We start from the raw sequence: 24,436 nt of genomic DNA on the forward strand, positions 1-24,436 counted from the left end.
GCAGACCAGCACTTAAAATAGACCCCTTACATGTCAGCGCTCTCTTTTCAATCCGTCTCCAAAACCTACCCTGCCAAACAGGCGGGCGCAGCCGCGTTCACAGCGCTCGACCAGGTCAGCTTTGATGTGGAAGAGGGCGAATTCTTCGGTTTGCTGGGCCCCAATGGCGCCGGCAAAACCACCCTCATCAGCACCCTGGCGGGTCTGAGCCGACCCAGCAAGGGGCGCGTGCTGGTGCACGGCCACGATGTGCAAACCGACTATGCCGCTGCGCGCCGCCTGCTCGGCGTGGTGCCGCAAGAGCTGGTGTTCGACCCCTTCTTCACGGTGCGCGAATCGCTGCGCATCCAGTCGGGCTATTTCGGCGTCAAGCACAACGAGGCCTGGATCGATGAACTGCTGGACAGCTTGGGCCTGACCGATAAAGCGGGCTCCAACATGCGCCAACTCTCTGGCGGCATGAAGCGCCGCGTGCTGGTGGCGCAGGCCTTGGTGCACAAGCCGCGCGTCATTGTGCTGGACGAGCCCACCGCCGGGGTCGATGTCGAGCTGCGCCAGACCTTGTGGGCCTTCATCGCCAAACTCAACAAGCAAGGGCACACTGTCTTGCTCACCACCCATTACCTGGAAGAAGCCGAAGCCTTGTGCGGGCGCATCGCCATGCTCAAGCGTGGCCAGTTGCTGGCGCTTGAGCGCACGTCTGATTTGCTGCGTTCGGCCACCAGCCAAGTGCTGCGCTTCAAGCTCGATGGCGACCTGCCACCTGCCGTGGCGGCCATCGCCCGGGTCACGGGCCGCATCGTGCAGCTGCCGGTCCACAACGCAGTCGAGATCGAAAACCACTTGGCCACCCTGCGCACTGCGGGTTTGGTGGTGGAAGACGTAGAGATTCGCCAGGCCGACCTGGAAGACGTGTTCCTTGAAGTCATGAACCGCAAACAATTGGCCTCGGGGGCTTTGGCATGACGGGCTGGCAAACGCTTCTGTACAAAGAAGTTCTGCGCTTTTGGAAAGTCGCTTTCCAAACCGTCGGGGCGCCCGTGCTCACTTCGGTGTTGTACATGCTGATTTTTGGCCACGTCCTCGAGGACCACGTCAAGGTGTACGACAACGTGGCCTACACCTCGTTTTTGCTGCCGGGCCTCATCATGATGGGCGTGCTGCAAAACGCTTTTGCCAACAGCTCGTCCAGCTTGGTGCAAAGCAAGATCATGGGCAATATTGTGTTTTTGTTGCTCACGCCCCTGTCGCACCGCAGCTGGTTTGTGGCCTATGTGGGCTCATCGGTGGTGCGTGGCCTGGCCGTGGGCCTGGGCGTGTTTGTCATCACCGGCTGGATGGTCGATATCCGCTTTGTTTACCCGCTGTGGATTTTGGCCTTTGCCATCATGGGTGCGGCCATGATGGGGGCACTGGGCGTGATCGCCGGGCTGTGGGCTGAAAAGTTTGACCAGATGGCCGCCTTCCAAAACTTCATCATCATGCCCATGACGTTTTTGTCGGGTGTGTTCTATTCCATCCATTCGCTGCCGCCGTTTTGGCAAAAGCTCAGCCACCTGAACCCGTTTTTCTACATGATCGACGGTTTCCGTTACGGCTTTTTTGGCCAAAGTGATGTCTCCCCGTGGCTCAGCCTGGCGGTGGTCGGTACCGCATTGGCCGCCATCAGTGGCCTGACCCTTCACCTTCTGCGCATCGGCTACAAAATCCGGAGCTGACACCCCATGAACGCACAGCAACTTCAAGACATCATTGCAGCCGGCCTCGACTGCGCCCACCTGACGGTGGAGGGCGATGGCCGCCACTGGAGCGCGGTGGTCGTTGCCGAAGCTTTCGCAGGTATGCGCCCCATCGCACGGCATCAGCGTGTTTACGCCACGCTGGGGCAGAAAATGCACACCGACGAGGTGCATGCCTTGTCGATGAAAACCTTCACGCCTGCCGAATGGGCCGCGCACAATAATTGAACGCCTTTGGCGACAACGCAAGACCCCACTGACCCATGGACAAATTGATCATTCGCGGCGGCAAGCGCCTGCACGGCACGCTCGATGTGGCGGGTGCCAAAAATGCGGCCCTGCCCGAACTGTGCGCCGCGCTGTTGACGGCCGAGCCCATCACGCTGAGCAATGTGCCGCGTCTGCAAGACGTCTCGACCATGCTCAAGCTGATCCGCAACATGGGCGTGACGGCCGAGCACCACGAAGACGGCCGCGTCACCCTGGATGCCGGTGGTCTGAACCACCCCGAAGCCCCCTATGAGTTGGTCAAAACCATGCGCGCTTCGGTGCTGGCGCTGGGTCCCTTGCTGGCCCGCTTTGGCCGAGCCAAGGTGTCCTTGCCCGGCGGCTGCGCCATCGGCTCGCGCCCGGTGGACCAGCACATCAAAGGCTTGCAGGCCATGGGCGCCATCATCACGGTGGAACACGGCTACATGTTGGCCAGCTTGCCCGAGGGCCGCACGCGCCTCAAAGGTGCGCACATCACCACCGACATGGTCACCGTCACGGGCACCGAAAACTTCATGATGGCCGCAGCGTTGGCCGAAGGCGAGACGGTGCTGGAGAACGCCGCCCAAGAGCCCGAAATCGGTGACTTGGCCGAGATGCTGATCCAGATGGGCGCCAAGATCGAAGGCCATGGCACACGCCGCATCCGCATTCAGGGCGTGGAGCGCCTGCATGGCGCTCAGCACCAAGTGGTGGCCGACCGCATCGAGGCGGGCACCTTCTTGTGTGCAGTCGCGGCCACAGGCGGTGATGTGGTCTTGCGCCACGGCCGTGCCGACCACCTGGACGCTGTCATCGACAAGCTGCGAGAAGCCGGTGCCACCATCGAAGCCGGTGAGGGCTTCATCCGTGTCAAAGCCGAAGGCCGCTTGAAAGCTCAGAGCTTTCGCACCACCGAATACCCGGGTTTTCCGACCGACATGCAAGCGCAGTTCATGGCGCTCAACTGCATCTCGCAAGGCGCGAGCAAAGTCACCGAAACCATCTTTGAAAACCGTTTCATGCACGTCAACGAACTGGTGCGCTTGGGTGCACACATCCAGATCGATGGCAAGGTGTCGGTGGTCGAAGGCGTGCCTCAACTCTCAGGCGCCACCGTCATGGCCACCGACCTGCGCGCTTCGGCCAGCTTGGTGATCGCCGGTTTGGTGGCCGATGGCGAAACCACCGTCGAGCGCATCTACCACCTGGACCGGGGTTACGACCGCATGGAAGCCAAATTGCGCGCACTCGGCGCCGACATCGAAAGGGTGAAATGATCACGCTGGCCCTGTCCAAAGGACGCATCTTTGACGAAACCCTGCCGCTGCTCAAAGCCGCCGGCATCGAGGTGCTGGAAGACCCCGAAAAATCGCGCAAGCTGATCTTGCCCACCAACCAAGCCAAGGTGCGCGTGGTGCTGGTGCGCGCCAGCGATGTGCCCACTTATGTGGAATACGGCGGCGCGGACTTGGGTGTGACGGGCCTCGATACCTTGATCGAACACGGCGGCCAGGGCCTGTACCAGCCGCTGGACCTGAAGATCGCCAAATGCCGCATGAGCGTGGCGGTGCGTGCCGATGACGACTATGCGGCGCTGGTGCGCACCGGCGCACGCTTGAAAGTGGCCACCAAATACACGACCATTGCCCGCGACTTTTTTGCCACCAAAGGCGTTCACGTCGACCTGATCAAGCTCTATGGCAGCATGGAACTGGCCCCACTCACAGGCCTGGCCGATGCGATCGTCGATCTGGTGTCCACCGGTAACACGCTCAAGGCGAATCACCTGATCGAGGTGGAACGCATCATGGACATCAGTTCGCGTCTGGTGGTCAACCAGGCCGCGCTCAAACTCAAGCAAGCACCGATCCGCGCCATCATCGACGCCTTTTCGGGCGCTGTGAAGAAAGACTGAACATGGCACTGCACGCCAAACCTTTGCAACTGAACACGGCAGACGCCGGTTTTGAAGCGGCCTTTGCGGCCCGCCTGCATTGGTCTGCCGACACCGATGCTGCCATCGAGCAGCGCGTGGCCGACATCCTGGCCGATGTGCAGCAACGCGGCGATGCGGCGGTGCTCGAATACACCCAGCGTTTTGACGGCCTGCAAGCCGCCGACATGAAGGCTTTGGAGATCACACAAGGACAGCTGCAAGCGGCACTCGACAGCCTGCCCGCCGTGCAGCGCGAAGCCCTGCAAGCCGCTGCCGCCCGTGTGCGCCAGTACCACGAAGCGCAAAAGAAAGCCTCCGGCGAGAGCTGGAGCTACCGCGACGAAGACGGCACGCTGCTGGGCCAAAAAGTCACGCCACTCGACCGCGTGGGCATTTACGTGCCGGGGGGCAAAGCCGCTTACCCTTCGTCGGTGTTGATGAACGCGATTCCCGCCCATGTGGCCGGGGTGCAAGAGATCATCATGGTGGTGCCCACACCGCAAGGTGTGCGCAACCCGCTGGTGCTGGCGGCCGCCTGCGTGGCCGGTGTGAGCCGCGCCTTCACGGTGGGTGGTGCGCAAGCGGTGGGCGCTTTGGCTTATGGCACCGCCACCATCCCCAAAGTGGACAAAATCACAGGCCCCGGCAACGCTTATGTGGCCAGCGCGAAAAAGCGCGTGTTCGGCACCGTGGGCATCGACATGATCGCGGGCCCCAGTGAAATTTTGGTGTTGGCCGATGGCAGCACGCCCGCCGATTGGGTGGCGATGGATTTGTTCAGCCAGGCCGAGCACGACGAGCTGGCGCAAAGCATCTTGCTGTGCCCCGATGCGGCCTACATCGCCGAGGTGCAAGCCGCCATCGACCGCTTGCTGCCCACCATGCCGCGCCGCGAGATCATCGCCAAATCGCTCAACGACCGCGGTGCGCTGATCCTCACGCGCAACATGGAAGAAGCCTGCGCCATCAGCAACCGCATCGCGCCCGAGCACCTCGAGGTCTCGAGCCGCGACCCCCACCGCTGGGAGCCGCTGCTGCGCCATGCGGGTGCCATCTTTTTGGGGGCGTTCACCAGCGAATCCCTGGGCGACTATTGCGCCGGCCCCAACCATGTGCTGCCCACCAGCGGCACAGCACGCTTCTCGTCGCCGCTGGGCGTGTACGACTTCCAAAAACGCAGCAGCTTGATTGAAGTGAGCGAAGCCGGTGCTCAGTCATTGGGCCGCATTGCCGCCGAGCTGGCCTATGGCGAAGGCCTGCAAGCCCACGCCCGTGCTGCCGAACTCCGTTTGAACCCTGTTCCCCCCATGCGAGAGCCGAAATGACTGTCAGCCCAAAACTGATGCAACGCATCCGCCAAGACGTGCAGTCCATGCACGCCTACGCCATCCAGGATTCTGCGGGCATGGTCAAGCTCGACGCGATGGAGAACCCGCACATATTGCCCGCTGATTTGCAAAAGGCTTTGGGTGAGCGACTGGGCGCGCTGGCACTCAACCGCTACCCCGGTGAGCGCGTGAACGTCTTGCGCTATGCCTTGGCGCAATACGCCGGCATGCCCGAAGGCTTCGACATCATGTTGGGCAATGGCTCGGACGAGTTGATCTCTTTGCTGGCCATGGCCTGCGATGTACCCGGCGCTGCCATCCTGTCCCCGTTACCCGGCTTTGTCATGTACGCCATGAGCGCCCAGCTGCAAGGCCTGGCCTTCCATGGCGTGCCGCTCACGGCCGACTTCGAACTCGACGAAGCCGCCATGCTGGCCGCCATCGCCCAGCACAAGCCGTCCATCGTGTACTTGGCCTATCCGAACAACCCCACCGGCAACCTTTGGAACGACGAGGTGATCGAGAAGATCGTGCTGGCCCAAGGCGCGCAAGGCGGCCTGGTGGTCATGGACGAGGCTTATCAGCCCTTTGCCAGCCGCAGCTACGCAGGCCGCATCACGCGCCACTCGCATGTGCTCTTGATGCGGACACTGTCTAAGTTTGGCTTGGCCGGTGTGCGTCTGGGCTACATGATCGGTCCCAAGGCTTTGCTGGCCGAGGTCGACAAGGTGCGCCCGCCTTACAACATCAGCGTGCTCAACACCGAGTGCGCCTTGTTTGCGCTTGAGCATGCCGAGGTGTTTGCCGCCCAGGCCCAAGACCTGCGCACGCAACGCGCCCGTTTGCTGGCAGAACTGGCCACCCTGCCCGGTGTGACCCCGTTCCCCAGCGAAGCCAACATGGTCCTGGCGCGCGTGCCCGATGCCGCCAAAACCTTTGACGGTCTGAAGGCCCACGGTGTGCTGATCAAGAACATTTCTAAAATGCACCCATTGCTGGCCAATTGCCTGCGCCTGACGGTGGGCACCGCCGCAGAAAACGACCAACTCCTTGCCGCTCTGAAAGCCTCCTTATGAACCGCACCGCTGCAGTCACCCGCAAGACGGCCGAGACGAACATCCGCGTCGCCATCAACCTGGACGGCACAGGCCAAGCCAAGCTGGCCAGTGGCATCGGTTTTCTGGACCACATGCTCGACCAGATCGCGCGCCACGGCCTGATCGATCTGGACATCGCTTGCGAAGGCGACCTGCACATCGACGGCCACCACACCGTGGAAGACATCGGCATCACCTTGGGCCAGGCCTTTGCGCAAGCCATTGGCGACAAAAAAGGCATTCGCCGTTATGGCCACGCTTATGTGCCGCTCGACGAGGCCCTGAGCCGCGTGGTGGTGGATTTTTCGGGTCGCCCCGGTTTGCACATGGATGTGAATTTCACCTCCGGTTCGCTGGGCTCGCTCGACACGCAACTGGTTTATGAGTTCTTTCAGGGCTTTGTGAACCACGCGCTGTGCACGCTGCACATCGACAACCTCAAGGGCGTGAACGCGCACCACCAGTGCGAAACCATCTTCAAGGCCTTTGCGCGCGCGGTGCGCATGGCGCTGGAGCTGGACCCGCGTTCCGCAGGGGTGATTCCATCGACCAAGGGTTCACTCTGAAATGACCGTCAATCGCGTTGCAGTGGTGGACTATGGCATGGGCAATCTGCGCAGCGTGGCGCAGGCGGTCATGCATGCCGCCTCCAGCGTGGACCATGCCGAGGTCACCGTGACGTCTGACCCGCATGTGGTGCGCGACGCGCACCGCGTGGTGTTGCCAGGTCAGGGCGCCATGCCCGATTGCATGCGCGAATTGCGCGAGTCGGGTTTGCTGGATGCCGTGCTCGAAGCCGCAGCCACCAAACCCCTGTTTGGCGTGTGTGTGGGCATGCAAATGCTGCTGGACCACAGCGACGAGGGCGACACGCCCGGCTTGGGCCTGATCCCTGGGCGCGTGGTCAAGTTCGATTTGGTTGGACGCATCCAGCCCGATGGCACCCGCTACAAAGTGCCGCAAATGGGCTGGAACCAGGTCTGGCAAGACAAAGCAGCGCATGCCCTGTGGCAGGGCGTGCAGGACGGCAGCTGGTATTATTTTGTGCACAGCTTTTATGCGCAGGTCGCCAACCCGGCGCACAGTGCGGCCCAGACCGATTACGGTGGCCGATTTGCTTGCGCCATTGCCCGCGACAATATTTTTGCCACCCAATTTCACCCCGAAAAAAGCGCGGCCCAAGGTCTGGCCTTGTTCCGCAATTTCCTCCACTGGCAGCCTTGAGAAGTTTTCACTGCCGTTTTGCTTCCTTCACCAGCATTTAACTCGCCATGATTCTGATCCCCGCCATTGACCTCAAAGACGGCCACTGCGTTCGCCTCAAACAGGGCGATATGGACCAAGCCACGACCTTTGGCGAAGACCCCGCCGCCATGGCCCGCACCTGGCTGGAAAAAGGTGCACGCCGTCTGCACCTGGTGGATCTGAACGGTGCCTTCGCGGGCAAGCCGCAAAACTTCGGGGCCATCAAGTCCATCCTCAAGGCCGTGGGCGACGACATCCCGGTGCAGCTGGGTGGCGGTATCCGCGATCTGGACACGATTGAAAAATACATCGACAGCGGCCTGCGCTACGTCATCATCGGCACCGCCGCCGTGAAGAACCCCGGCTTTTTGAAAGACGCCTGCACCGCCTTTGGTGGCCACATCATCGTGGGCCTGGACGCCAAAGACGGCAAAGTGGCCACCGACGGCTGGAGCAAGCTCACCGGCCACGAAGTGGTGGACCTGGCCAAGAAGTTCGAAGACTGGGGCGTCGAGTCCATCATCTACACCGACATTGGCCGCGACGGCATGTTGAGCGGCATCAACATCGACGCCACCGTCAAGCTGGCGCAAGCCCTCCACATTCCCGTGATCGCCTCGGGCGGCCTGTCCAACATGGCCGACATCGAGCAGCTGTGCGCGGTGGAAGACGAAGGCGTGGAAGGCGTGATCTGTGGCCGCGCCGTGTACTCGGGCGACCTGGACTTTGCGCTGGCGCAGCAACGCGCCGACGAGCTCAACGGCTGATCCTCTCCCTCTCTTTTTTCAAATGAGCGCTCAGGCCACTTGTCGCGACACCGCGTTCGCCGGCCTGCCCGCTTGTGAATTGGCGCTGCCGCAAGGCGACCGCTTGGTGGTGGCCTTGCAGGGCGCGCAGGTGCTGTCCTGGGTCTCGGGCGGGCAAGAGCGCCTGTACCTCAGCCCACAAAGCAAGTTCGATGGACAAGCCGCCATTCGCGGTGGCGTGCCGGTGTGTTTTCCGCAGTTCAACCAACGCGGCCCTCTGGCCGATCGCCTGCCCAAACACGGTTTTGCGCGCAACGTGGCCTGGCAGGCCGATGCCCCGATGCTGTCTTCGGACCGCGCCCAACTGAGCCTGCGCCTGGCGGACAGCGCCCAGACCCGCGTCTGGTGGCCCAAGGCCTTTGAGGCGCAGCTGCACATCGACCTGAGCCCTGGCGCACTGCAGCTGACGCTGAACGTGCACAACACCGACACCGAGCCACTGGCATTCTCGGGCGCGCTGCACACCTATCTGGCCGTGCCCGACGTGACGCAGGCCACGCTGCAGGGCCTGGGCGGCCAGCCCGAGTGGGACTCGCTCACCGACCGCCATGCGCCAGCCGCCGACACGCTGCGCTTTGTCGCCGAGTTTGACCGCGTGTACGAAGCCGCATCCCTGCCCCTGACGCTGAACGGCAGCTTGCAGATTCGCCAAAGCCCCAGCTGGGCCAACACCGTGGTGTGGAACCCCGCGCAAGACCTGTGCAAGCGCCTGGCCGACATGCCCAAAGACGGCTGGCGCCAGATGCTGTGCGTCGAAGCCGCGCAGGTCTATGCGCCCATCACCTTGCCTGCGGGCGGGCGCTGGGCGGGCTGGCAGCGCTTGCAAGTCCAGAACCCTTGAACAACCCCCAAAAGAGAAATCGCCATGCTCGCCAAACGCATCATCCCTTGCCTCGACGTGACCGGCGGTCGCGTGGTCAAGGGCGTCAACTTTGTCGAACTGCGCGACGCCGGAGATCCGGTCGAAATCGCCGCCCGCTACAACGAGCAGGGCGCTGATGAACTCACCTTCCTCGACATCACCGCCACCAGCGACGGGCGCGACGTGATCCTGCACATCATCGAAGCCGTGGCCAGCCAGGTCTTCATTCCGCTCACGGTGGGTGGCGGTGTGCGCACCGTGGAAGACGTGCGCCGCTTGCTGAACGCAGGGGCCGACAAAACCAGCTTCAACTCGGCCGCCATTGCCAACCCGCAGGTCATCCGCGACGCGTCGGCCAAATACGGCGCGCAGTGCATCGTGGTGGCCATCGACGGCAAACGCCGCACACCCGAAGACGAGCAACGCATCGGCACCAATGGTTTGCCCATGGGCCCCGGCTGGGACGTGTACAGCCACGGCGGTCGCAAAAACGTGGGCCTGGACGCGGTGGCCTGGGCCGCCCAAATGGCCGACTACGGCGCAGGCGAAATCTTGCTCACCAGCATGGACCGCGACGGCACCAAAAGCGGCTTTGACCTGCAGCTGACCCGCGCCGTGAGCGACGCGGTGAGCGTGCCCGTGATTGCGTCAGGCGGCGTGGGCAACCTGGACCACCTGGCCGATGGCGTGAGCATCGGCGGCGCCGACGCCGTTTTGGCGGCGAGCATCTTTCACTACGGTGAATACACAGTGCAACAGGCCAAAGCGCGGATGCGCGAGCGCGGCATCGCCGTGCGCTTGTAAAGCCTATTTAAAAACGCTTCCACATCGGCCACCCCCATCTCACTCGGGTGGTGCATGCCAGCGGTCTGCACTGCGCCTTATTGCCTAAAAAAATAATTCAATAGATGTAATATTTATTGGATTTGAATTTATAGTGCATAGACCGAACTCGCTCACGCATTTGATCGAGCAAGCGGGTGGACTGGGAGTAAGGGGCACTGGGCATCATGGCAAATTTATACATGTGCAAGATCACAGAACATGAATCTGTAAGCCAAGGCGCAGGCGGCTTGCAGCCATTCAATCCAAAAGGTGTATCGACTTTGCCCGGATGTATCCACTGGGTTTTGCGGTCTACATCACGTTAGATCTTATTGGAGTGTTCATGGCCGAAGAGAACAAGATCAGGGATGTTGTTGATGCTGTCACTGGCGTCGCAAAAGCGGTTCCCATATATCAAGATATTGTGCAACCCGCTGCCCAAGAAATCGGTAAGGGTTTGCAGACCGTTGCGAAAACAGTTCACGTCATATTGGCGCCGGTCAGCGCTCTCGTGTGGGGGTATGACCAGATCAAAGAGTTTGTTTCAACAAAAGTTGCTGAACGGCTCAAAAATGTACCGCCAGAAAATCTGGTCTCACCAAAGCCAAATGTTGCCGGGCCTGCATTAGAGGCACTACGTTACACAGGCCACGAATCGTTATTAAGCGATCTCTATGCAAATCTTCTAGCGGCCTCAATGGATTCGACTACAGCAGAAGGTGCACATCCAGCGTTCGTTGAAATCATCAAGCAACTTACTCCTGATGAAGCGAAGCTAGTTGCATTATTCGCAAATGACACCCCAATGCCTTTAGTGAGCATTCGCTGGGAGTTCAAGCCGAATCAAGAAGGAAAAACTGGCGGGAAAGATGTCCTCGTTCACTATTCGCACCTCGGAAATGTTGCTGGTTGCCAGTACCCCCAGATGACTCCGACCTACATCGACAATTTGTGTCGTCTAGGTTTGGCAGAAGTTCCAACGTTCTACGAATACACCTATAAGGGTGCATACGACGATCTGGAAAATGACCCGATTTTCAAGGCGCACAAGGCATCAATCGAAGCAAATCCAGAAATACAGCCAGTGCTTGAAAAGAAGGGGTTAAGAGTTACCGAGCTTGGTAAGCAGTTTGCTCGTATTTGCGTTGTTCCCAAGCAATGACACGAGCTAACAACCCCTTCGAGAGGGACGCTCCGCCAGCAAGCTTTGCTTGCTGTCTCCGCGCCCCTCAAGCTAAACGTTAGACCTTCTTCACAATTTGTTCCAATAAGGAGAAACACCATGAAAAGCAATCCGGTGGGTTGGTTTGAAATTTACGTTCAGGACATGCCCCGTGCAAAGGCGTTTTACGAGGCGGTGTTTCAAGGCGCATTAGAAGAGTTGAAAAATCCTGACCCCAACGGTTTCCCCGAAATGGAAATGTGGGCTTTTCCCATGTCGATGGAAGGTTCAGGTGCAGCAGGGGCGTTGGTGAAAATGGCCGGATGCCCCTCTGGCGGTAGCACCTTGGTGTATTTTTCCTGTGAGGATTGTTCAGTGGAGGCTGAACGAGCAGCAGCGCATGGAGGAGGCATCTTCAAAGGCAAGACGTCAATTGGTGAGCACGGCTTTATGGCAATGGTTGTCGATACCGAAGGCAATACGATTGGCCTTCATTCCATGCAATGAATGCAGAGTCCGCTTCGATTCAAGGCAGCGCTATGAAACTTGGCTACACGATCATTTATGTCCCAAGCGTCCCGTCGTCACTCCGGTTCTACGAGCAAGCCTTTGGGCTTGTAAAAAGGTTCTTACACGAATCCGGCGACTACGGTGAACTGTCAACTGGGGAAACAACGCTGGCCTTTGCGTCCCATGCGCTCGGCGAGGCCAATTTCCCAACGGGCCACGTCAAAGCCAGTGAGTCCAATCTGCCTCTGGGCATGGAGATCGCACTGGTCACAGAAAACGTCGATACGGCCCACCAGTCAGCGCTCTTGCATGGCGCAATCGAGTTGTCTGCGCCAGCACAAAAGCCTTGGGGGCAAGTGGTGTCCTACCTCCGCGCACCTGACGGTACGCTCATCGAGCTTTGCACCTCGGTTTAGCCATGAGCTGTAAGGGTGTGAGGCTTGATCAAGCTTGGATAAGCACGCCCAAAAAACAGCGTGGCCGCAAGACCACCTTGTCTTTGTTGCCCTTCATGGCAACGGCGGTTTTCCTCATGGTTGTCGGCGCAGCCATGTCTGCCTATGCGCCCGGTGCAAAATCGATTGGCCAAGTTTTGGACTTCGCCTGCGCAAAGCGAGCCGCCAGATGATGCCTTGCCCCTTTCTCAAACGCAGTGTCAACGCACACCGTTTTGCTGAGTTTGCTGTGCACCGCACAGCGTCAACCTGAGAATTCACATGACCATCCGCGGCATGAGTCATCTCACTTTCATCGTGCGTGACCTAGAGCGCACCGCGGCGTTGTTTTGTCAGGCCTTAGGTGCTGTGGAGGTCTATGACAGCGGGGATCGTCAGTTTTCCTTGTCTCGCGAAAAGTTTTTCCTGCTCGGTGATGTTTGGTTGGCGTTTATGCAGGGTGAACTAACCGAACGCTCATATCGCCATGTCGCGTTTTTTGTCGATGACGACCAGCTTGAGCTTTACGAAAGCCGCTTGATCGCTGCAGGTGTGGAGGTGAAGCCCCCGCGTCCGCGTGTGGAGGGAGAAGGGCGCTCTTTGTATTTCTACGATTTCGACAACAATCTGTTTGAATTGCACACGGGTACCCTTCATGAGCGACTTGAAAGGTATGCGCGGTGATTGCCAAAAAACCGAACAGAGGATGACAACATGCTTCAACTGCGCCCAAGCTGTGAATGCTGCGACACAGACCTTCCCCCCGATTCCACACAAGCGCGCATTTGCTCTTTTGAATGCACATTCTGCGCGGCATGCGCAGAGGGCGTGCTGGCCGGCAAGTGCCCCAACTGCGGGGGTGAACTCCTGACCCGCCCGCGCCGGCCTGCAGCCAAGTTGAGCAAGTTCCCTGCCTCCACCGAACGGGTCGTGAAGCAGCATGGCTGCTAAGCAGCCCAGGTCCGCGGCTGCCATCTTTTTATGCTCGAAACGGGTTACCTTCAACCCGAAGCCATCGCCCTTTATGAGCGGCTTGGTTACAGCCGCCGAGGCCCGTTCGGCCCTTACACGGAAGACCCCAACAGTGTGTTCATGCACAAGTCAGCCGTTGACGGCTATGCGCTTTAGGCGTACAGTTGTGGCATGCTGACCGTCGTCGAAAGCCCCATCTTCCAGAAGCTGTGGCCCAGATATTGGGACGAAGATGAACGAGCCGAATTCGCATCCTTCATTGCACTGAACCCGGAAGCCGGCGCTGTAAACATCTCTCTCACCACACTCAAGGAGATCCGTCGTGTCCTCGAAATCTAAGAAGCTGAATTCATCCGAGATCGCTGCGTTTGAAGCGAAGCGAGACATTGGTGCGGAGATTCTTCAGTCACTCAAAGACATGAAGGCAGGCAAAGGCAAGGTTGTGGTCTCGTCGGCCACAGAAGCCAGAGAGGCTACTGGCCTGTCTCAATCTCAGTTCGCCAACTTGCTGGGAGTCTCCGTGCGCACGCTCCAAGGATGGGAGCAAGGACGAAAGCAGCCAAGCGGTGCAGCGCGCACGCTCCTCGCGGTCGCTCGAACAAACCCGAAGGCGGTTTTGGCAGTTTCCGCGCGGTGAGGCCGAGCCCCTCGCTCAAGCGGAGTGCCAAATGCATGTTTTACCGTGCGGAAGGCGATCAACTGCAAATGGCGCAATGGGGGGCTGGATCACTGAGTTTCTGTGGCTTCCTGATGGAAGGTCATGCACACGCATTAAGATCACTCCCCTATGAACTGGCTCGATCAAATCAAATGGGACGACAAAGGCTTGGTGCCGGTCATCGCCCAAGAAAAAGACACTGGCGACGTGATGATGTTCGCCTGGATGAACCGCGAGGCTTTGCAAAAGACGGCCGAGCTGAAAAAGGCGGTGTATTTCAGCCGTTCTCGCAACAAGCTGTGGTTCAAGGGCGAGGAGTCGGGCCATGTGCAGACGGTGCACGACATCCGCATCGATTGCGACAACGATGTGGTCTTGCTCAAAGTGACCCAGCTGGGGCATGAACCCGGCATTGCCTGCCACACGGGCCGCCACAGTTGCTTTTTCCAGAGTTTGCAGCCGGATGGCTGGCAGGCTGTGGACCCGGTCCTGAAGGACCCTGAAACCATTTACAAGTGAGCGCCCGCCAACCTATGAGCAACCAGGACATCCTTGACCGCCTTGCCGCTGTGGTCGAAAGCCGCAAGATCGCCAACGGCGGTGACCCCGAAAAAAGCTATGTGGCCCGCTTGCTGCACAAAGGGCCCGACGCCTTTTTGAAGAAGATCGGCGAAGAAGCCACCGAAACTGTGATGGCCGCCAAAGACGTGGACCATGGTGGTGACAAAGCCAAGTTGGTGGGCGAGGTGGCCGACCTGTGGTTCCACAGCATGATCGCGCTGGCGCACTATGGCCTGACGCCCGCCGACGTGGTCAACGAGCTGGCCCGTCGCGAAGGCTTGAGCGGACTGGAAGAAAAAGCCCTGCGCAAAGTGCAAGAGCGCGAGCGCCTGGGCGAATAAGCCATGAACCACCCGCCCGAAAACGATCAACTGCAGGACGACAGCACCCACACCATCAGCTGGGTCAGCTACATCTTGCACCTGATCGTGGCGGTGAGCGCCGTGATACCCGGGGCGCAGATGGGCCCAGCCTTGTTGGTGGTGGCGCTGGTCACCGATGCGGTCAAAAAGGGCGACACCGCAGGCTGGGAAGCCACGCATTTCAGCTACCGCATCCGCACCGTGATCTGGGCCGCCTTGCTCTACTTGATCACAGCGCCTTTGTGGTTGTTGATGTTTTTCCCTGGATGGTTGGCTTGGGTGGCCGTTTCCATCTGGTTTTTGTACCGCATCGTGCTCGGCATGGTGCGCCTGAACGGGCAGCGCCCGGTGACCGACTGAACCCCTTTTTTCCTTTCAATCAAGCCATGACCGACGCCAACTGTATTTTTTGCAAAATCATCGCGGGCCAAATCCCTTCGCGCAAGGTGTACGAAGACGAGCACGTTTTCTCTTTCCATGACATCAACCCCTGGGCGCCCGTCCATTTTTTGATCATCCCCAAGCTGCACATCCCCTCGATGGCGCACCTGGCCCCTGAACATGCGGGCCTGATGGGTCACATGATGACCCTGGCCCCCAAGTTGGCCTTGCAAGAGGGTTGCAACCCTTACCCCGATGGTGGTTTCCGCATTGTGGTGAACAACGGTGCCGAGGGTGGCCAAGAGGTGCACCACCTGCACATGCACGTCATGGGCGGGCCGCGTCCTTGGTTGCGGGGCTGATGAGGGCTTGAAATCTGGGCTTTGTCCCTCATATCCTTCATTCATCAGGGCCGATCAGATCCGGGGTGTCTATCCCCTTAGAATCCGAGCATTAACAGGAGATTTTCATGGGTACTTTTTCCATTTGGCACTGGCTGATCGTGCTGTTGATCGTGATCATGGTGTTTGGCACCAAAAAGCTCAAGAACATGGGTTCTGACTTGGGTGGCGCCGTCAAAGGCTTCAAGGACGGCATGAAAGAGGGCGGCACCAAAGCCGACGAGGCCGCGCCCGTTGTTGCAGGTCAGGTCACGGCATCCACACCCGCTCAGGCCGAAAAAACCACCATCGACGTCGAAGCCAAGACCAAGTCTTGATCTTTTGAACGACTGAACGTTTCACTGTGCTGGATTTAAGTTTTTCGAAAATGGCCCTGATCGGGGTGGTGGCGTTGATCGTCATTGGCCCCGAGAAACTCCCCAAAGTCGCCCGCACCTTGGGTGCACTTTTGGGCAAGGCGCAGCGTTACGTTTCGGATGTCAAGGCCGAGGTCAACCGGTCGATGGACCTCGAAGAACTCAAAAAAATGAAAGAGACCATGGAGACGGCGGCCCGAGATGTGGAGCAGTCGGTTCAAACCACGGCCTCTGATTTTGAAAAAGATTGGGCCGACACCACATCGGGCTTGACCAGCGATTTGCCGGCCATCGAGCCGCCACCGCCTTATTACGTTCGCCCAGATAAAAACTGGCGTCTCAAGCGCGGTGCGATGCCCCAGTGGTACAAAGCCCGTTCTGGGGTGCGGACCAAAGCCCTGTCGGGGGCCGCGCGTGTGGCCCGTTACCGGCCCAAGCCTCTCAATTCCTATTGAAACTGGCGCGCTTGTTGTGCGCCCGTTTGACTGAGCCATCCCATGTCTGAAACCCCTTCCCAGCCCGACGACGAACTCAAAGGTTCAGAGCAACCTTTTGTGGCGCATTTGATCGAGTTGCGAGACAGATTGATGTGGGCTGTGGCGGCCGTGGCGCTGGCTGCCGCTGCTTTGGCGATTTACCCAGGGCCCGGCAATCTGTATGACATTTTGGCCGCCCCTTTGGTGGTGCATTTGCCCAAAGGCGCGACGCTGATCGCGACTTCGGTGATTTCGCCTTTCATGGTGCCGCTCAAAATTTTGCTGATGAGCGCCTTTCTCATTGCTTTGCCAGTGGTTTTGTACCAACTCTGGGCCTTCATTGCGCCCGGTCTTTACAGCCATGAAAAGAAGCTGGTCATGCCTTTGGTGGTGTCCAGCACCTTGCTGTTTTTCATCGGGGTGGCTTTTTGTTATTTCTTTGTGTTTGGCCAGGTGTTCAGTTTCATCCAGAGCTTCGCCCCCAAGAGCATCACCGCTGCGCCTGACATTGAGGCCTATCTGAGCTTTGTGCTGTCCATGTTCCTGGCTTTTGGCTTGGCTTTTGAGGTGCCAGTGGCTGTGGTGGTCTTGGCCCGCATGAATGTGGTGACCGTAGAGAAGCTCAAAGAGTTTCGGGGCTACTTTGTGGTACTTGCCTTTGTGATCGCTGCTGTGGTCACGCCGCCCGATGTGGTCTCGCAGTTGGCCCTGGCCATTCCCATGTGCTTGCTTTATGAGTTGGGCATCTGGGCCGCACAAATCTTCATCAAAAACACCCAAGCGCCTGACGCAGCAGCCGACGAATCGGCTTAATTGCCCAGCGCTGGCCTTCAACGGGCTTGGCGTTTGGGTGCAGGTCTTTCTGCTGGGGTGAGGCGCAAAGACAACTGAGCTTGTTGGCGCCAGATCAGCAATTCGGCCGGCACCCCCGGTGTGAGGTTGGCGACCTGGTTGAGCAGATCAGACACATTCTTCACAGGCTGAGTGCCCACACGGATGATCACATCGCCCGGGCGAATGCCGGCCTTGGCGGCAGGGCCGTTTTGTAAAACACCAGAGATCACCACGCCCGACTTCAACGCGTTTTGCCCCACCAAGGGCAGTTTGAAGCTTTCAGCCAGCTCCGGGGACAGGTCTTGCGGTTCGACCCCGATCCAGCCGCGAATCACCTTGCCGTTTTTCAGCAAATCTTGCATCACTTGTTTGGCTGTTGAAATGGGGATCGCAAAGCCAATGCCCATGCTGCCACCCGAACGGGAATAGATCGCGGTGTTGATGCCCATCAGGTGACCATTCACATCGACCAAAGCACCGCCTGAGTTGCCAGGGTTGATGGCGGCGTCGGTTTGGATGAAGTTTTCAAACGTGTTGATGCCCAGTTGGCTGCGGCCCAATGCACTGACGATGCCCGAGGTCACGGTTTGGCCAACACCAAAGGGGTTGCCAATGGCCAGCACCACATCGCCCACTTGCATGTCCTGTGTCTGGCCCAAGACGATGACGGGCAAGTTGGTCAGCGGAATTTGCAGCAGCGCCAAGTCGGTGTCGGGGTCGGTGCCAATCACTTTGGCCATGGCTTTGCGCCCGTCACTGAGCACCACTTCAATGTCATCGGCGTCTTCTATGACGTGGTTGTTGGTCAGGATGTGACCTTCGGGGCTGACAATCACGCCACTGCCCAAACCGGCAGGGTTTTGTTCGTCGGGTTCGCCATAGAAAAACCGGAACCAGGGGTCTTGGCCATGGGGGTTGTTGTTTTTGCCCTTGCTGGTGTTGATGCTGACCACCGCTGGTGAGGCTTTTTGAGCGGGGGCACTTAAGCTGCCGACGGGCCGGGTGCCATTGGGAGCAGGCGGGGCTTGCAACAAGGTCATGCCCGTCAGGGAGGCTTGGGTGCCTCGCAACCATTCGGGCTGTAAAGTGGCGACCACGAACCAAATGGCCAACAAAACGGTGACCCATTGCGAAAATAAAGACCAAATTCGTTTCATGGTTGCAGATTGTCCTTGATTCAGGTCTTGTGTAGTGCATGGGTGTTGATTTATCAAATTCGAATCTGAGTGGCTCACCTGAGCCACAATCATCATCTATGACCGATGCCAAAACTCTGGGCCAAGCTTTGGATGCTTTGCTCCAACCTGACAAATTCCGCGATTACGGCCCCAACGGCTTGCAGGTCGAGGGGGACCGTGAGGTCAAACTTTTGGTGAGTGGCGTGACCGCCAGCCGGGCTTTGATTGAGGCGGCCATTGCGGCCAATGCCGATGCCATTTTGGTGCACCATGGCTTGTTCTGGCGTGGTCAAGACGGGCGCGTCACGGGCTGGATGCGCGATAGGCTTCGTTTGTTGCTGGCCCATGGCATCCATCTTTTTGCCTACCACCTGCCGCTGGATGCGCACCCCGAACTGGGCAACAACGCCCAGCTGGGTCGTTTGCTGGGCTTCCAAACCAGTGGCCGTTTCGGTGAGCAAGATCTCGGCTTTGTGGGCGCGCCATCAGCGCCTTGGTCTTGCGCTCAACATTTGGCCGACCATGTGGCCGGTGTTTTGGGGCGGCAAGTCACGTGCGTGGGTGGAAGCGACCAAGCGGTGCGACGTGTGGCTTGGTGCACGGGTGGCGCTCAAGGCTATTTTGAGGCGGCGATTGCGCAAGGTGTGGACGCATTTGTGACCGGTGAAATCTCCGAGCCGCAGGCGCATTTGGCGCGAGAAACAGGGGTCGCTTTTTTAGCTTGTGGCCACCATGCATCCGAGCGCTACGGTGCCCCTGCGCTGGGGGGGCATGTGGCCCAAATGCTGGGCATCGAGCACCAATTCATCGAGATCGACAACCCGGCCTGAGGGCTACTGTGCTGTATGAATTGGCCTGAATTGAAGCACCCCATTGCCATCACACCCGGTGACCCTTGTGGCATCGGCCCTGAAATCATCGCCAAGGCGTGGTGCACTGCGCCCGAAATGACGCAGGGTTGTTTTGTGGCGGGCGACGTGGGCCTGATGCGGCGTGCCATGGCTTTGGTGCAAAAGACGCCTGGTTTTCCAGTTTGCGAGATCGAGTCTCCCGCCCAAGCCTTGGCTGTACCGCCCCGTTGTTTGCCGGTGTTGCAGGCGGTGCCTGTGGCGCCCAATTTGCCATGGGGGCAGCTGGATGCCCGAGCAGGCCGCTTGGCGGGAGAAGCCGTGTTGTGGGCCACCCGTGCAGCGCTGCGTGGTGAAATTGCGGCCGTGGTCACCGCGCCATTGCACAAAGAGGCTTTGCATGCTGCGGGGTCACCCTACGATCAATACCCGGGTCACACCGAATTGCTGCAGGCCGAGTCGGCCCGGCATGCCGGGGTGACGCTGGCACAAATGCCTGTGCGGATGATGCTGGCCAATGATGAACTCCGTGTTGTGTTGGTCAGCATCCATCTGTCCTTGCGTGAGGCTTTGGATGCCATCACCATGGATCAAGTTTTGGAGACCTTGCGCATCACTCACCGTGCGCTCACCCCTTTGCTGGGTCGAAAGCCGCGCATCGCCGTTGCGGGGGTCAATCCTCATGCGGGCGAGGGGGGGCTGTTTGGTCGAGAAGAAATCGAAATTTTGCAGCCTTGCGTGTCAGCGGCCCGCGCGGAGGGCATCGATGCGCAGGGTCCGTTTGCCCCCGACACGGTTTTCATGCGGGCACGCCAAAGGGCCGATGGTCAACGCGAGTTTGATGCGGTGATCGCCATGTACCACGACCAAGGTTTGATTCCGGTGAAGTACTTGGGTGTAGAGCAAGGTGTGAACATCACCTTGGGCTTGCCCTTGATCCGCACCAGCCCGGACCACGGAACGGCGATGGACTTGGCCGGCCAAGGCAAGGCCGATGCGAGCAGTCTGATCCAAGCCATTCGCATGGCCCGGCAAAGGGTTTTGGCCGCCCACTGAGCGCTAGCCAGTGGGCGCGTTTCCAACACGACGGGGCAGGTGATCAGGATTTCTGCTTCAGGCTGTCGCGGATTTCACGCAGCAAGATCACATCTTCCGGGATTTCTGGCGATTTGGCCGGGGTGGCTTCAACCGGCTGACGCGCCTTGAGGCGGTTGATTTGGCGAACCATCACGAAAATGATGAAGGCCAATATGAAGAAATTCAAGGCCACAGTGACAAAGTTGCCATATGCAAAGACCGCGCCGAGTTTTTTGGCTTCAGCCAAAGGCAGGTTGGCGGCTTGCCCAGACAGTGCCAAATAGTAATTGCCAAAGTCCAGGCCACCAAAGACCAGGCTGACCAAGGGCATGATGACATCGGCAACGAGGGAATCCACGATCTTTCCAAAAGCAGCGCCGACGATGACGCCTACGGCCAAGTCGACCACATTGCCTTTGAGTGCAAATGTTTTGAATTCTTGGATGAATGACATATAAAAATCCTCATTGTTGATTTGGGACTGCAATTGTGACCCATTCATGGTGAGGCCTATCCACTTGTAAGTCACTTGGATGTTTCACTCCGCTACAATCTCGGGTTGACCCTGATAACGACCCGCTAGAGGATTCCTATGAGTGACACCCCAGTCGACAACAGCAAGCGGACTTGGCTGATTGCCTCCACTTGCGCAGGTGCCGTAGGCGCTGGCTTCGTGGCCACCCCCTTCGTCAGCAGTTTCCAACCCTCCGAACGTGCCAAGGCGGCCGGTGCGGCCGTTGAGGTGGACATTTCCGCCTTGAACCCTGGCGAAAAGCTCACGGTCGAATGGCGCGGCAAACCCGTTTGGATCATGAAGCGCTCGAACGAGCAGATTGAATCCCTGAAGAAAACCGAAGCTCAGTTGGCCGACCCCACCTCTGCGCGGACCGCATACCCTACGCCCGAATACGCGAAAAACCAGCACCGTTCCATCAAGCCCGAGATCATGGTGGCTGTCGGCATTTGCACCCACTTGGGTTGCTCGCCAGCCGACAAGTTCGCGACAGGCCCACAGCCATCGCTGCCCGATGACTGGAATGGTGGATTCTTGTGCGCCTGTCATGGTTCTACCTTTGACTTCGCCGGCCGCGTGTTCAAAAACAAGCCCGCGCCCGATAACCTCGAAGTGCCGCCACACATGTACCTGTCAGATACCAAGTTGCTCATTGGTGAAGACAAGAAGGCCTGATGGAGAACAACATGGCTGAATTCAAAGAAATCTCTCCGAACGCGCCTGCTGGCGAAAAGCTGCTCAACTGGGTAGACAACCGCTTTCCGGCTTCCAAGCTCTACAAAGACCACCTGTCAGAGTATTACGCGTCGAAAAACCTGAACATTTGGTATGTGTTTGGTGCTTTGTCGCTGTTGGTGCTGGTGATCCAGATCGTGACTGGTATTTTTCTGGTCATGCACTACAAGCCAGACGCCGCTTTGGCCTTCGCTTCGGTCGAATACATCATGCGCGATGTGCCATGGGGTTGGTTGATCCGTTACATGCACTCCACAGGTGCTTCGGCCTTCTTTGTGGTGGTGTACCTGCACATGTTCCGGGGCCTGATGTACGGTTCATACCGCAAGCCACGCGAGTTGGTCTGGATTTTCGGTTGCGCCATTTTCTTGGTGCTCATGGCCGAAGCCTTCATGGGTTATCTGCTGCCATGGGGCCAGATGTCCTATTGGGGCGCTCAGGTGATCGTGAACTTGTTCTCGGCCGTGCCCGTGATCGGTCCTGACCTTGCATTGCTGATTCGCGGCGACTTTGTGGTGGGCGACGCCACTTTGAACCGTTTCTTCAGCTTCCACGTGATTGCGGTGCCATTGGTCCTGCTGGGTCTGGTGGTGGCGCACATCATTGCCTTGCATGAAGTGGGTTCCAACAACCCTGATGGTGTGGAGATCAAGGCGGCCAATGCACCAAAAGACGCCAAGGGCAACCCTCTGGACGGCATTCCTTTCCACCCTTACTACACGGTGCACGACATCCTTTCGGTGAGCGTGTTCCTGATGGCCTTCAGCGCTGTGGTGTTCTTTGCCCCCGAATTCGGTGGTTACTTCCTCGAATACAACAACTTCATCCCCGCTGATCCGCTGACCACACCCTTGCACATTGCACCGGTTTGGTACTTCACCCCGTTCTATTCCATGCTGCGTGCCATCACCACTGAGATGATGTACGTGCTGGTCTTGTGTGTGGTGGTGGGTGCGTTTTTGGCTGTGGCCAAGGGCAAACTGCCATCTTTGCTCAAAGGTGGTTTGGTGGGTGCGACCATCGTGATTTGCGTGTTGCTTTTGTCCATTGACGCCAAGTTCTGGGGTGTGGTGGTCATGGGCGCTGCGGTGATCATTTTGTTCTTCTTGCCTTGGTTGGACTACAGCCCAGCCAAGTCGATCCGCTACCGTCCTGACTGGCACAAATACGTGTATGCCGTGTTTGTCATCAACTTCCTGATCCTGGGCTATTTGGGTGTCAAGCCACCTTCTCCCATCGGTGAGCGCGTATCCCAAGTGGGTACCCTGTTCTATTTCGGCTTCTTCTTGTTGATGCCTTGGTGGAGCAAGCTGGGCACATTCAAGCAAGTGCCCGACCGCGTCACCTTCACGCCTCACTGAGATCCCGGAGATTCAAGAATATGAAAAACCTCAAGAAACTCGCACTCGGCTTTGTGATGGCCCTTGGCATGGTGGCTGGTGCACACGCCGCTGGCGGCGGTATTGCCTGGGATAAAGCGCCCAAGAAAACCAACGATTTGGCTGCCCTGCAAAACGGCGCCAAGCTGTTTGCCAACTATTGCCTGAACTGTCACTCTGCTGCTTTCATGCGTTACAACCGCCTGAAAGACATCGGCTTGACCGATCAGCAAATCAAAGACAACCTGATGTTTGCCACCGACCGTGTCGGTGACACCATGAAGGTCACCATGGATCCGGTGCAAGCCAAAGATTGGTTTGGTAAGAACCCACCCGACTTGACTTTGATGGCACGTTCGCGCTCAGGCCCTGGCGGTTCTGGGGCGGACTACCTCTACACTTATCTGCGCACCTACCACCGCGATGAGTCCAAGCCGACCGGTTGGAACAACCTCGCTTACCCCAATGTGGGCATGCCCAACCCCCTGTGGGAACTTCAAGGTGAGCGCGAGCCCATCTTCGAAGAAAAAGAAGAAAAGGGCCAAAAAGTCCAAATCTTCAAGGGCTGGAAACAAACCAAGCCTGGCACGATGACCCCTCTGGAATACGATCAAGCCATTGGTGACTTGGTCGGCTACATGCAGTGGATGGCCGAGCCAGCGCAAAACACCCGTGTGCAAATCGGCGTCTGGGTTCTGATTTTCTTGTCATTCTTTACTTTCATTGCTTGGCGTTTGAATGCGGCATACTGGAAAGACGTCAAGTAATTGATCTTTCACCCGGCCTTCGAGCCGGGTCCTTTGGAGTGGCAGGCTTTGGAGCCTCCCACTCTTTTTGATTTTTTGAGGAGCCTCCACCATGATGGTGCTTTATTCCGGAACGACTTGTCCTTTTTCTCACCGCTGCCGCTTTGTGCTGTTTGAAAAAGGCATGGATTTCGAAATCCGCGATGTGGACTTGTACAACAAGCCTGAAGACATCAACGTGATGAATCCTTATGGGCAAGTGCCTATCTTGGTAGAGCGCGACCTGATCTTGTACGAGTCAAACATCATCAACGAGTACATCGATGAGCGCTTTCCCCACCCCCAGTTGATGCCCGGTGACCCGGTTGACCGCGCACGCGTTCGTCTTTTCTTGCTCAATTTCGAAAAAGAACTTTTTGCGCATGTGTTGACCTTGGAAAACCGCTCGCTCAAGGGCAATGACAAGGCACTCGAAAAGGCGCGTTCACACATCCGTGATCGTTTGACACAATTGGCACCTGTCTTCCTGAAGAACAAGTTCATGTTGGGTGACAACTTCTCCATGCTGGACGTTGCCATTGCGCCTTTGTTGTGGCGCCTTGACTATTACGGCATCGAGCTGAGCAAGAACGCGGCCCCCTTGCTCAAGTATGCAGAGCGTATTTTTTCTCGTCCGGCTTATATCGAAGCGCTCACGCCTTCGGAAAAGGTCATGCGCAAGTGATTTGAACTTTGACAGGTCAACGATGCAGGCAAAGGAAC

The 24,436-nt window shown here is 58.3% G+C and carries 34 protein-coding genes; 32 read left to right on the plus strand and 2 right to left on the minus strand.

Going from position 1 to position 24,436, the window contains the following annotated elements:
- Positions 1-30: 30 nt before the first annotated feature.
- The 26 genes from B472_RS10495 (at position 31) to tatC (ending at position 17,176) form a co-directional block, all read left to right on the plus strand.
- Positions 31-966, plus strand: coding sequence for an ABC transporter ATP-binding protein (locus B472_RS10495; RefSeq protein WP_019426340.1), 936 nt, complete (start codon positions 31-33; stop codon positions 964-966).
- Positions 963-1,718 (plus strand): ABC transporter permease, encoded by a 756-nt coding sequence (locus B472_RS10500; RefSeq protein ID WP_019426341.1) that lies wholly within the window; start codon positions 963-965, stop codon positions 1,716-1,718. Before B472_RS10495 ends, B472_RS10500 begins: the two co-directional genes overlap by 4 nt.
- Positions 1,719-1,724: 6 nt before the next feature.
- A complete protein-coding gene (locus tag B472_RS10505) occupies positions 1,725-1,967 on the plus strand; it encodes a BolA family protein (RefSeq protein WP_019426342.1) in 243 nt (80 codons plus the stop codon).
- Between the two features lie 35 nt (positions 1,968-2,002).
- Positions 2,003-3,268, plus strand: coding sequence for a UDP-N-acetylglucosamine 1-carboxyvinyltransferase (gene murA / locus B472_RS10510; RefSeq protein ID WP_019426343.1), 1,266 nt, complete (start codon positions 2,003-2,005; stop codon positions 3,266-3,268).
- Positions 3,265-3,906, plus strand: coding sequence for an ATP phosphoribosyltransferase (hisG, locus tag B472_RS10515; protein ID WP_019426344.1), 642 nt, complete (start codon positions 3,265-3,267; stop codon positions 3,904-3,906). Before murA ends, hisG begins: the two co-directional genes overlap by 4 nt.
- Before the next feature lie 2 nt (positions 3,907-3,908).
- A complete protein-coding gene (gene hisD / locus B472_RS10520; RefSeq protein ID WP_019426345.1) occupies positions 3,909-5,252 on the plus strand; it encodes a histidinol dehydrogenase in 1,344 nt (447 codons plus the stop codon).
- Positions 5,249-6,331, plus strand: a complete 1,083-nt coding sequence (gene hisC / locus B472_RS10525) for a histidinol-phosphate transaminase (RefSeq protein WP_019426346.1) — start codon at positions 5,249-5,251, stop codon at positions 6,329-6,331. Before hisD ends, hisC begins: the two co-directional genes overlap by 4 nt.
- Positions 6,328-6,918 carry an imidazoleglycerol-phosphate dehydratase HisB gene (gene hisB / locus B472_RS10530; protein WP_019426347.1) on the plus strand — a complete coding sequence of 197 codons (591 nt, stop codon included), beginning with the start codon at positions 6,328-6,330 and terminating at the stop codon, positions 6,916-6,918. Before hisC ends, hisB begins: the two co-directional genes overlap by 4 nt.
- Position 6,919: 1 nt before the next feature.
- Entirely contained in the window at positions 6,920-7,576 is a 657-nt protein-coding gene (gene hisH / locus B472_RS10535) for an imidazole glycerol phosphate synthase subunit HisH (RefSeq protein WP_019426348.1), read from the plus strand.
- A gap of 47 nt (positions 7,577-7,623) precedes the next feature.
- Positions 7,624-8,364 carry a 1-(5-phosphoribosyl)-5-[(5-phosphoribosylamino)methylideneamino]imidazole-4-carboxamide isomerase gene (gene hisA, locus B472_RS10540; RefSeq protein ID WP_019426349.1) on the plus strand — a complete coding sequence of 247 codons (741 nt, stop codon included), beginning with the start codon at positions 7,624-7,626 and terminating at the stop codon, positions 8,362-8,364.
- 22 nt (positions 8,365-8,386) lie between these two features.
- A complete protein-coding gene (locus tag B472_RS10545) occupies positions 8,387-9,244 on the plus strand; it encodes a D-hexose-6-phosphate mutarotase (protein WP_019426350.1) in 858 nt (285 codons plus the stop codon).
- 24 nt (positions 9,245-9,268) lie between these two features.
- The gene (gene hisF / locus B472_RS10550) at positions 9,269-10,069 is read left to right on the plus strand and encodes an imidazole glycerol phosphate synthase subunit HisF (protein WP_019426351.1); all 801 of its coding nucleotides are present in this window, start codon (positions 9,269-9,271) and stop codon (positions 10,067-10,069) included.
- Between the two features lie 364 nt (positions 10,070-10,433).
- Positions 10,434-11,252, plus strand: coding sequence for a DUF4393 domain-containing protein (locus B472_RS10555; RefSeq protein WP_026039429.1), 819 nt, complete (start codon positions 10,434-10,436; stop codon positions 11,250-11,252).
- A gap of 120 nt (positions 11,253-11,372) precedes the next feature.
- On the plus strand, positions 11,373-11,759 hold the full coding sequence (locus B472_RS10560) for a VOC family protein (protein ID WP_019426353.1): 387 nt from the start codon (positions 11,373-11,375) through the stop codon (positions 11,757-11,759).
- 32 nt (positions 11,760-11,791) lie between these two features.
- A complete protein-coding gene (locus B472_RS10565) occupies positions 11,792-12,178 on the plus strand; it encodes a VOC family protein (protein ID WP_026039430.1) in 387 nt (128 codons plus the stop codon).
- Positions 12,179-12,478: 300 nt separating this feature from the next.
- Positions 12,479-12,880 (plus strand): FosX/FosE/FosI family fosfomycin resistance hydrolase, encoded by a 402-nt coding sequence (gene fosX / locus B472_RS10575; RefSeq protein WP_019426356.1) that lies wholly within the window; start codon positions 12,479-12,481, stop codon positions 12,878-12,880.
- Positions 12,881-12,910: 30 nt separating this feature from the next.
- Positions 12,911-13,147, plus strand: coding sequence for a DUF1272 domain-containing protein (locus B472_RS10580; RefSeq protein ID WP_026039432.1), 237 nt, complete (start codon positions 12,911-12,913; stop codon positions 13,145-13,147).
- 192 nt (positions 13,148-13,339) lie between these two features.
- Positions 13,340-13,507 (plus strand): hypothetical protein, encoded by a 168-nt coding sequence (locus tag B472_RS17095; RefSeq protein ID WP_019426358.1) that lies wholly within the window; start codon positions 13,340-13,342, stop codon positions 13,505-13,507.
- Complete coding sequence (locus tag B472_RS10590; RefSeq protein WP_026039433.1) at positions 13,491-13,805, plus strand: DNA-binding transcriptional regulator; 315 nt, start codon at positions 13,491-13,493, stop codon at positions 13,803-13,805. The genes B472_RS17095 and B472_RS10590 overlap by 17 nt, the downstream gene beginning before the upstream one ends.
- Positions 13,806-13,955: 150 nt before the next feature.
- Positions 13,956-14,345, plus strand: a complete 390-nt coding sequence (gene hisI / locus B472_RS10595; RefSeq protein WP_019426359.1) for a phosphoribosyl-AMP cyclohydrolase — start codon at positions 13,956-13,958, stop codon at positions 14,343-14,345.
- Positions 14,346-14,359: 14 nt separating this feature from the next.
- Positions 14,360-14,728: a phosphoribosyl-ATP diphosphatase gene (locus B472_RS10600; protein ID WP_019426360.1), complete on the plus strand. Its 369-nt coding sequence runs from the start codon at positions 14,360-14,362 to the stop codon at positions 14,726-14,728.
- A 3-nt stretch (positions 14,729-14,731) separates the two neighbouring features.
- A complete protein-coding gene (locus B472_RS10605; protein WP_019426361.1) occupies positions 14,732-15,109 on the plus strand; it encodes a hypothetical protein in 378 nt (125 codons plus the stop codon).
- A gap of 26 nt (positions 15,110-15,135) precedes the next feature.
- Entirely contained in the window at positions 15,136-15,492 is a 357-nt protein-coding gene (locus B472_RS10610) for a histidine triad nucleotide-binding protein (protein ID WP_019426362.1), read from the plus strand.
- Positions 15,493-15,599: 107 nt separating this feature from the next.
- Entirely contained in the window at positions 15,600-15,848 is a 249-nt protein-coding gene (gene tatA / locus B472_RS10615) for a Sec-independent protein translocase subunit TatA (protein WP_019426363.1), read from the plus strand.
- A 26-nt stretch (positions 15,849-15,874) separates the two neighbouring features.
- Positions 15,875-16,342, plus strand: a complete 468-nt coding sequence (gene tatB / locus B472_RS10620) for a Sec-independent protein translocase protein TatB (RefSeq protein ID WP_026039434.1) — start codon at positions 15,875-15,877, stop codon at positions 16,340-16,342.
- Between the two features lie 42 nt (positions 16,343-16,384).
- The gene (gene tatC / locus B472_RS10625; protein WP_019426365.1) at positions 16,385-17,176 is read left to right on the plus strand and encodes a twin-arginine translocase subunit TatC; all 792 of its coding nucleotides are present in this window, start codon (positions 16,385-16,387) and stop codon (positions 17,174-17,176) included.
- A gap of 17 nt (positions 17,177-17,193) precedes the next feature.
- Here tatC and B472_RS10630 read toward each other — a convergent pair whose 3' ends face one another.
- Positions 17,194-18,354 (minus strand): S1C family serine protease, encoded by a 1,161-nt coding sequence (locus B472_RS10630; RefSeq protein ID WP_019426366.1) that lies wholly within the window; start codon positions 18,352-18,354, stop codon positions 17,194-17,196.
- 98 nt (positions 18,355-18,452) lie between these two features.
- On the opposite strand from B472_RS10630, the gene B472_RS10635 reads away from it, so the two are divergent.
- Both B472_RS10635 and pdxA read left to right on the plus strand, forming a co-directional pair.
- Entirely contained in the window at positions 18,453-19,205 is a 753-nt protein-coding gene (locus B472_RS10635) for a Nif3-like dinuclear metal center hexameric protein (RefSeq protein WP_019426367.1), read from the plus strand.
- 15 nt (positions 19,206-19,220) lie between these two features.
- The gene (gene pdxA / locus B472_RS10640) at positions 19,221-20,279 is read left to right on the plus strand and encodes a 4-hydroxythreonine-4-phosphate dehydrogenase PdxA (protein ID WP_019426368.1); all 1,059 of its coding nucleotides are present in this window, start codon (positions 19,221-19,223) and stop codon (positions 20,277-20,279) included.
- Positions 20,280-20,322: 43 nt separating this feature from the next.
- Here pdxA and mscL read toward each other — a convergent pair whose 3' ends face one another.
- Positions 20,323-20,754 (minus strand): large conductance mechanosensitive channel protein MscL, encoded by a 432-nt coding sequence (gene mscL / locus B472_RS10645; protein ID WP_026039435.1) that lies wholly within the window; start codon positions 20,752-20,754, stop codon positions 20,323-20,325.
- A 138-nt stretch (positions 20,755-20,892) separates the two neighbouring features.
- Between mscL and petA the strand changes: the two genes are divergently transcribed.
- The 4 genes from petA to B472_RS10665 all read left to right on the plus strand — a co-directional run bounded on the left by petA (position 20,893) and on the right by B472_RS10665 (position 24,398).
- The gene (petA, locus tag B472_RS10650; protein ID WP_019426370.1) at positions 20,893-21,489 is read left to right on the plus strand and encodes a ubiquinol-cytochrome c reductase iron-sulfur subunit; all 597 of its coding nucleotides are present in this window, start codon (positions 20,893-20,895) and stop codon (positions 21,487-21,489) included.
- 11 nt (positions 21,490-21,500) lie between these two features.
- Positions 21,501-22,910 (plus strand): cytochrome bc complex cytochrome b subunit, encoded by a 1,410-nt coding sequence (locus tag B472_RS10655; RefSeq protein WP_026039436.1) that lies wholly within the window; start codon positions 21,501-21,503, stop codon positions 22,908-22,910.
- Between the two features lie 20 nt (positions 22,911-22,930).
- Positions 22,931-23,695 (plus strand): cytochrome c1, encoded by a 765-nt coding sequence (locus B472_RS10660; protein WP_019426372.1) that lies wholly within the window; start codon positions 22,931-22,933, stop codon positions 23,693-23,695.
- 91 nt (positions 23,696-23,786) lie between these two features.
- A complete protein-coding gene (locus tag B472_RS10665) occupies positions 23,787-24,398 on the plus strand; it encodes a glutathione S-transferase N-terminal domain-containing protein (protein ID WP_019426373.1) in 612 nt (203 codons plus the stop codon).
- Positions 24,399-24,436: the final 38 nt, after the last annotated feature.

Origin of the sequence: Limnohabitans sp. Rim28 (genome assembly GCF_000293865.2) — a bacterium.
Taxonomy (GTDB): domain Bacteria; phylum Pseudomonadota; class Gammaproteobacteria; order Burkholderiales; family Burkholderiaceae_C; genus Limnohabitans_A.